The organism is Roseiarcus sp. (assembly GCF_052145395.1).
Classification (GTDB): domain Bacteria; phylum Pseudomonadota; class Alphaproteobacteria; order Rhizobiales; family Beijerinckiaceae; genus Roseiarcus.
This window is the reverse complement of the sequence record NZ_JBKQOT010000768.1, coordinates 20,783-27,348: the sequence shown is the minus strand read 5'-3', so window position 1 is coordinate 27,348 and position 6,566 is coordinate 20,783. Positions and strand designations below refer to the sequence as shown.

General features: G+C 67.3%; 5 protein-coding genes and 1 pseudogene. 4 read left to right on the top strand and 2 right to left on the bottom strand.

The window, feature by feature from the left end; translation table 11 throughout:
* Positions 1-197 (bottom strand): annotated as a pseudogene (locus ACLP25_RS26455) (tRNA (guanosine(37)-N1)-methyltransferase TrmD); the annotation flags it as partial.
* A gap of 388 nt (positions 198-585) precedes the next feature.
* Between ACLP25_RS26455 and ACLP25_RS26450 the strand changes: the two are divergent.
* Positions 586-2,919, top strand: coding sequence for an ATP-dependent helicase (locus ACLP25_RS26450; RefSeq protein WP_442472089.1), 2,334 nt, complete (start codon positions 586-588; stop codon positions 2,917-2,919).
* 12 nt (positions 2,920-2,931) lie between these two features.
* Here the strand turns inward: ACLP25_RS26450 and ACLP25_RS26445 are convergent, their stop codons facing one another.
* Entirely contained in the window at positions 2,932-3,819 is an 888-nt protein-coding gene (locus ACLP25_RS26445) for a branched-chain amino acid aminotransferase (RefSeq protein ID WP_442472088.1), read from the bottom strand.
* Between the two features lie 196 nt (positions 3,820-4,015).
* On the opposite strand from ACLP25_RS26445, the gene ACLP25_RS26440 reads away from it, so the two are divergent.
* The 3 genes from ACLP25_RS26440 to ACLP25_RS26430 are packed head-to-tail and all read left to right on the top strand — an operon-like array spanning position 4,016 to position 6,566.
* Positions 4,016-4,477: a MarR family winged helix-turn-helix transcriptional regulator gene (locus ACLP25_RS26440; protein ID WP_442472087.1), complete on the top strand. Its 462-nt coding sequence runs from the start codon at positions 4,016-4,018 to the stop codon at positions 4,475-4,477.
* Complete coding sequence (locus ACLP25_RS26435; RefSeq protein WP_442472086.1) at positions 4,474-5,181, top strand: response regulator; 708 nt, start codon at positions 4,474-4,476, stop codon at positions 5,179-5,181. Before ACLP25_RS26440 ends, ACLP25_RS26435 begins: the two co-directional genes overlap by 4 nt.
* Positions 5,178-6,566, top strand: a complete 1,389-nt coding sequence (locus tag ACLP25_RS26430) for an ATP-binding protein (RefSeq protein ID WP_442472085.1) — start codon at positions 5,178-5,180, stop codon at positions 6,564-6,566. The genes ACLP25_RS26435 and ACLP25_RS26430 overlap by 4 nt, the downstream gene beginning before the upstream one ends.

Below are 6,566 nucleotides of genomic sequence, written 5' to 3'. Positions count from 1 at the left end.
TCGGCGCGCATCACCATGCCCGGCCCCCCGCCCGTCGGCGTGTCGTCGACCGCGCGGTGCTTTCCGAGCCCGTGCTCGCGGATGTCGCGCGCCTCGAGCGTCCAGAGGCCGCGCGCCAGCGCGTCGCCCGCCAGAGACTGGCCGAGCGGGCCCGGGAACATCGAGGGAAAGAGGGTCAGCAGCGTTGCGCGGAACATGGGTCGATCATCCGATCATAACCGGTCAGAAGCAGCGCGCCCGTGAAAAACGCGAAGCGCCTCGATTCGTCCCTCGCGAATGCGGTAAGGGACAGGGCGTTCCGACGACAAGTCGCGCGTTCCCGGGATTCGACCGGGGCGGCCGACCTGAAGGGGTTTTCCGGAGTCATCGTCTCGACCGCCTCGACGATCCGCAATGTGATCTTTCTCGCCGCCGCAAGCGAGTCCAGTTCGACAGAAGCCCGCAATTCGCGGAGGTCCTGAACCGCCTGCCGCGATCAGACCGGTTTCATTGACGAGGGCGGCTCAAGCTCCTGCTCGGCGCCCCGCGAAGCGACCCATTCGCGAACGGTTGCGCGCCTCAGGTTGCGGGCGCATGATTCGCGCCATGGCTCAACCTTCCGACGAACCCGACGCTGAGGCCTTGCCGCCGCTCGAACCGGCACGCGAGCGCCGTCCGCGCCCGTTTGCGCGATTTCCCGCCTATCTCGACGGGCTCAACGCCGAGCAGCTTGCCGCAGTCCAGGCGCTCGATGGTCCGGTGCTCGTCCTCGCCGGCGCGGGCGTGGGGAAGACGCGGGTGCTGACGACCCGGATCGCGCATCTGATCGCCTCGGGCCGGGCGCGGGCGTACGAGATCCTCGCGGTCACCTTCACCAACAAGGCCGCGCGCGAGATGCGCGAACGGGTGAGCGTCTTCACCGGCGCGCACCAGGGCATGCCATGGCTCGGCACGTTCCATTCGATCGGCGTGAAAATTTTGCGCATGCACGCCGAACTCGTGGCCTTGAGGCCGAACTTCACCATCCTCGACACGGACGACCAACTCAGGCTCTTGAAGCAGATCCTTCAGGCCGAGAACCTTGACGACAAGCGCTGGCCGGCGCGCGCGCTGGCCGGTCTCATCGATGGGTGGAAAAACCGCGGCCTCGATCCGGCGCATGTCCCTGCCGGAGAGTCCTCCTCCTTCGCCGGCGGCCGCGGCGCCGCGCTCTACGCCGCCTATCAGGCGCGGCTGAAGACGCTGAACGCGGTCGATTTCGGCGACCTGCTGCTCGAGTCGCTGCGCCTTTTCCGTGAGAACGCCGACGTCCTCGCCGCCTTCCAGCGCCGCTTCCCCTACATCCTGGTCGACGAGTACCAGGACACCAACGCCGTCCAGTATCTGTGGCTCCGCCTGCTGGCGCAGGGCGGGGGCAACATCTGCTGCGTCGGCGACGACGACCAGTCGATTTACGGCTGGCGGGGCGCCGACGTCGACAACATCCTCCGCTTCGAGAAAGACTTCCCGGGGGCGAAAGTGATTCGGCTCGAGCGCAATTACCGGTCGGGAGGCCACATTCTCGCCGTCGCCTCGGGGCTGATCGCCCACAATCGTGGCCGGCTCGGGAAAACGCTGTTCACCGACGCGCCGTTGGGCGAGCGGCCGACGGTCACCGGCGTGTGGGACAGCCAGGAAGAGGCGCGTGTCGTCGGCGAGGCGATCGAAGAGGCGCAGCGGGAGGGCGTTTCGCTCGACGACGTCGCAATCCTGGTCCGGGCCTCGTTCCAGATGCGCGAATTCGAGGAGCGCTTCATCGCCATGGGCCTGCCGTACAAGGTGATCGGCGGGCCGCGCTTCTATGAGCGGGCCGAGATTCGCGACGCGCTCGCATACCTGCGGTGCGTCGCCCAGCCGGACGACGACCTCGCCTTCGAGCGCATCTACAACCAGCCGAAGCGCGGCCTCGGCGAGGCTACCCTTGCGACGCTGCACGAATTCGGACGCCGCGCCGGGGTCTCGCTCATGCGGGCGGCGCAGATGCTGATCGAGACGGAAGAGCTCAAGGCGAGGCCGCGTCAGCTGCTGCGCGATCTGCTGGCGAGCTTCGACCACTGGAGGAAGCGGTCCGCGGACATTCCGCACGAAGAGCTTGCGCAACTCGTGCTGGAGGAAAGCGGCTACATCGACATGTGGAAGGCCGAACGCACGCCAGACGCTGCGGGGCGGCTCGACAACCTGAAGGAACTCGTCCGTTCGATGGGCGAGTTTCCTGACCTCAGCGCCTTTCTCGAACATGTGTCGCTGGTCATGGACGTCGAAAGCGCAGAAGGCGGCGAGCGCGTTTCAATCATGACGCTGCACGGCGCCAAGGGGCTGGAGTTCGATGTCGTGTTCCTCCCCGGGTGGGAGGAGGGCCTGTTCCCGCACCAGCGGTCGCTGGACGACAACGGCCGGGCCGGCCTCGAGGAGGAGCGCCGGCTCGCCTATGTTGGCCTCACCCGGGCGCGGCGCGCGGCCAAGATCTATCACGCCGCCAACCGCCGTATGCGCGGCCTGTGGCAGACCTCAGTCCCATCGCGGTTCATCGACGAACTGCCGCCGGACCATGTCGAATTCGAGGAGACAGCCAGCGCATCCGGTTTCGGCGGTTATGGCGTCTCGCGTTTCGACGCGGCCGGATTCGGGTCGCGCTACGAAACGCCGGGCTCGCGGCGCGCGGAGGCCTGGAAGCAGCGCGAAGACTCTTCGGGCTTCGGCCGGCCCTCGTCGCGTTCTCTCGATGGACGCGCTATCGCGCGACCCACGCCTGCGTCGGGCTTCGAGGCCGGCGCGCGCGTTTTCCATATCAAGTTCGGGCCGGGCAGCGTGATCGCGGCGGACGGACCGAAGCTCACCATCGATTTCGACCGCGCCGGCCGCAAGCTGGTGATGGAGAGTTTTGTCACTCCGGAGCCGTGAGCGGGCATGACGTCACGCGGCGGCGCGCCGGGGACGCACGGCCTCGGCGTAGGCGTCGATGAGCGCCGCGGTGATGGCGCCGGGCTTGTAGGCGATCGAGGCGATCCCGCTGACCGGGGTCACCTCGGCCGCCGTTCCGGTCAGGAAGCACTCACTGAAATCGGTGAGTTCCGCCGGCATGATCCGCCGCTCGAAGACCGGAACCCCGAGGCCCCGGGCGAGGTCGATGACGGTCGCGCGGGTGATGCCGGCGAGGAAGCAGTCGGCGATCGGCGTGTGGAGCGCGCCGTCCTTCACCAAGAAGACGTTCGCCGCCGTGCACTCGGCAACGCGCCCCTGCCAGTCGAGCATCAGCGCGTCCGCGAAGCCGCGGCGCTCGGCGCGGTGTCGTGACAGGGTGCAGATCATGTAGAGCCCGCTCGCCTCGGCGAGCGCGGGCGCGGTCGTCGGATCCGGCCGGCGATAATCGGCCATGTCGATCCGCACGCCGTGCATCCGATGCGCTGGATCGAAGTCGCTCGGCCATTCCCAGGCCGCGATTCCGAGATGGATGGCGGCGCTCTGCGCGCCGACCCCGATCATTTCCGAGCCCCGCCAGGCGAGCGGCCGGACACAAGCGTCTGTGAGGTCGTTCCGCCTCAACACCTCGGCTTTGGCGGCGTCGATTTGCTCGACGATCCAGGGGATCTCGAAGTCCATTGTCCGGCCGGACTCCTTCAGGCGGCTCGAATGCTCCGTCGACCTGAACATCTGGCCGCCGTAAGCCCGTTCGCCTTCGAACACCGAGCTCCCATAGTGAAGCGCATGGGTGAGCATATGAACCTTGGCGTTGCGCCACGCGACCATCCGCCCGTCGAGCCAGATCCATCCGTCCCGGTCATCAAAAGTCGGGTGCGCCATGGCCGTTTCCTCCTCACCGGTTTCGTGCTGGTTTGGAATTTGCCTATTTGGGATTACATGCACAGCGTGCGTGCCCGTCCGAGCCCTATCAGCCTCAACCAATTACGTCAATATTGCTGACCTAATGAGCGCCTCCATCCCGACTGAAGCCGCAAACGCGAAGCCGGAGCCCCTGCCGCGCCGCGATGACGCGCCCATGTACGATTTGATCGAGCTCCTGTTTTTCGCCTACCGGGATTTCGTCGGCGACGCCGATCGATTGCTCGAGTCCTACGATTTCGGTCGCGCGCACCATCGGGTTCTCTACTTCGTCAGCCGCAGGCCGGGCCTGACCATCGCCGAGCTGCTCGAGATCCTGCGCATCACCAAACAGAGCCTCAACCGCGTTTTGCGCGAGCTGATCGAAAAGAATTTCATCGAGGCGCGCGCCGGCGCGCTCGATCGCCGCCAGCGGGAGCTCTATGCGACCCCGGACGGCGAGCGCTTGGCGTTGCGGCTCGCCGAGGCGCAGACGCGCCGGTTCGCAGTGGCCCTGAACACGCTCGGCCCCGGGGGCCGGGAGTCGGCCACCGGTTTCTTGAGCGCGATGATCGATCCGCAAGACTCCGGCGGGACGGCAGCGCCGGGCGGGCCCACCAACGGAGCGCGACGGACTTGACCGAGACTCCCCCCGGAGACGACGCCGCGCACGTGCTGGTCGTCGACGACGACCGGCGATTGCGGGACTTGCTTTCGACCTACCTGATGAAGAACGGTCATCGGGTCACGGTCGCGGCGAATGCGGTCGAGGCGCGCGGACTCCTCGACGGACTCGCCTTCGACATCATCGTGCTCGACGTGATGATGCCCGGAGAGAGTGGGTTTGACTTCGCCGCGGATCTTCGCCGGCGTTCGCAGGTGCCCATCCTGATGCTGACGGCGCGAGGCGATCCGGAAGATCGCGTCCGCGGGCTCGAGATCGGCGTCGACGACTATCTGGCCAAGCCGTTCGATCCGCGCGAACTCCTCCTGCGGATCGGGTCTGTGCTTCGTCGCACCCGGGCAGAGCCGGTCGGCAAGCCCGAGGCGTCGGTCGTTCGATTCGGCTCCTTTGCGTTCTCGCTCGAGCGGGGCGAGCTGCGTTCGGGCGACGAACTCGTCCGCATCACCGAGCGGGAGCGCGAGATGCTGAGGCTCCTGTGCGCCAACGCCGGGGCGAGCGTGACTCGCGAGGCGCTGTCCGGCTCGGGCGGCGCAGCCCAGGAGCGGACAGTCGACGTGCTGATCAATCGGCTGCGGCGAAAGATCGAGCGCGACCCGGCCAATCCGGTCTATCTGCAGACGGCTCGCGGCGCCGGCTACCGACTGATCGCAGACGGATGATCGCGCGGCCGTCCTTTCGCACGTTGCGCCTGCTCGCGCGCGCCCGCGACCTCTGGCGGCGGGGCGCGCGCGGGCTCGCGGAGATGCTGCCGAAGGGGCTCTACAAGCGCTCCCTGCTGATCGTCATCCTGCCGATGGTTCTGCTGCAGACGGCGGTAACCTTCGTCTTCATGCAACATCATTGGGAGCTGGTCACCCGCCGTCTTTCCGAGTCCGTCGCGCGGGACGTCGGAGCGCTGGCCGATCTCTATTCCCAGCTTCCGCCAGGGGTCGACGATACGTTCCTGTCGAACCTCGCTGCCGAGCGCTTCCGGATGGACGCGACCCTCCTTCCGGTCGGCCCATTGCCGCCCGCCATGCCGCGATCGTTCTTCGGCGCGCTCGACCCGTTGTCGCGCACGCTCCCCAACGAGCTTAAGAGGCAGGTCCGGCAGCCGTTCTGGGTCGACACGATCGGACGCTCGGGGCTGATGGAAATCCGCGTCGACCTTGGCGACCGGGTGCTCCGGCTGGTGACGCGCCGTGCGCTTGCCTACGAAGCGAACGCGCACATTTTCGTCTTGTGGATGCTCGGCGCGATGATCGTTCTGCTGACGGTCGCGATCATCTTTCTGCGCAACCAGATCCGTCCGATCCTGCGGCTTGCCCGCGCGGCCGAGGATTTCGGCAAAGGCCGCGACCTCGACTTCACTCCGCATGGCGCGCGTGAGGTCCGCCAGGCGGGCCACGCGTTCATCGAAATGAAGCGCCGGATCGAGCGTGCGACTGAGCAGCGCACCGCCATGCTCAACGGCGTCAGCCACGACCAGCGCACCATCCTGACGCGCTTCAAGCTGTCGTTGGCGCTCCTCGACAATTCCGCGGACAGCGAGCTTCTGCAAAAGGACGTCGACGAGATGGGCCGAATGCTCGAAGGCTATCTCGCCTTCGCCCGCGGCGACGCCAGCGAGTCGGCGGTCCGCATCGACGTCGGCGCTCTGCTCGAGGATCTGCGGGCGGACGCCGAACGGCACGGCGCCGCTATCAGCCTGGAGACGCGCGGAAACCTCGACATCCGCGTCCGGCCGATCGCGATCAAGCGCTGCGTCGCCAACCTCGTCGCCAATGCGCAGCGTCACGCCGACCATGTCTGGATCACGGCGAAGCGGGAGGCCCAGTTCGTCTCGGTCCTCGTCGACGACGACGGCGTGGGTATTGCTGCCGAACACCGCGAGGACGTCTTCCGACCCTTCTATCGGCTTGACGAGGCCCGCAACCAGGATGAGGGCGGGGCCGGCCTCGGGCTCGCCATCGCCCGCGACATCGCCCGCTCGCATGGGGGCGACATCGTCCTCACTGACAGCCCCATGGGGGGCCTCAGGGCCGCAGTACGGCTTCCGGTCTGA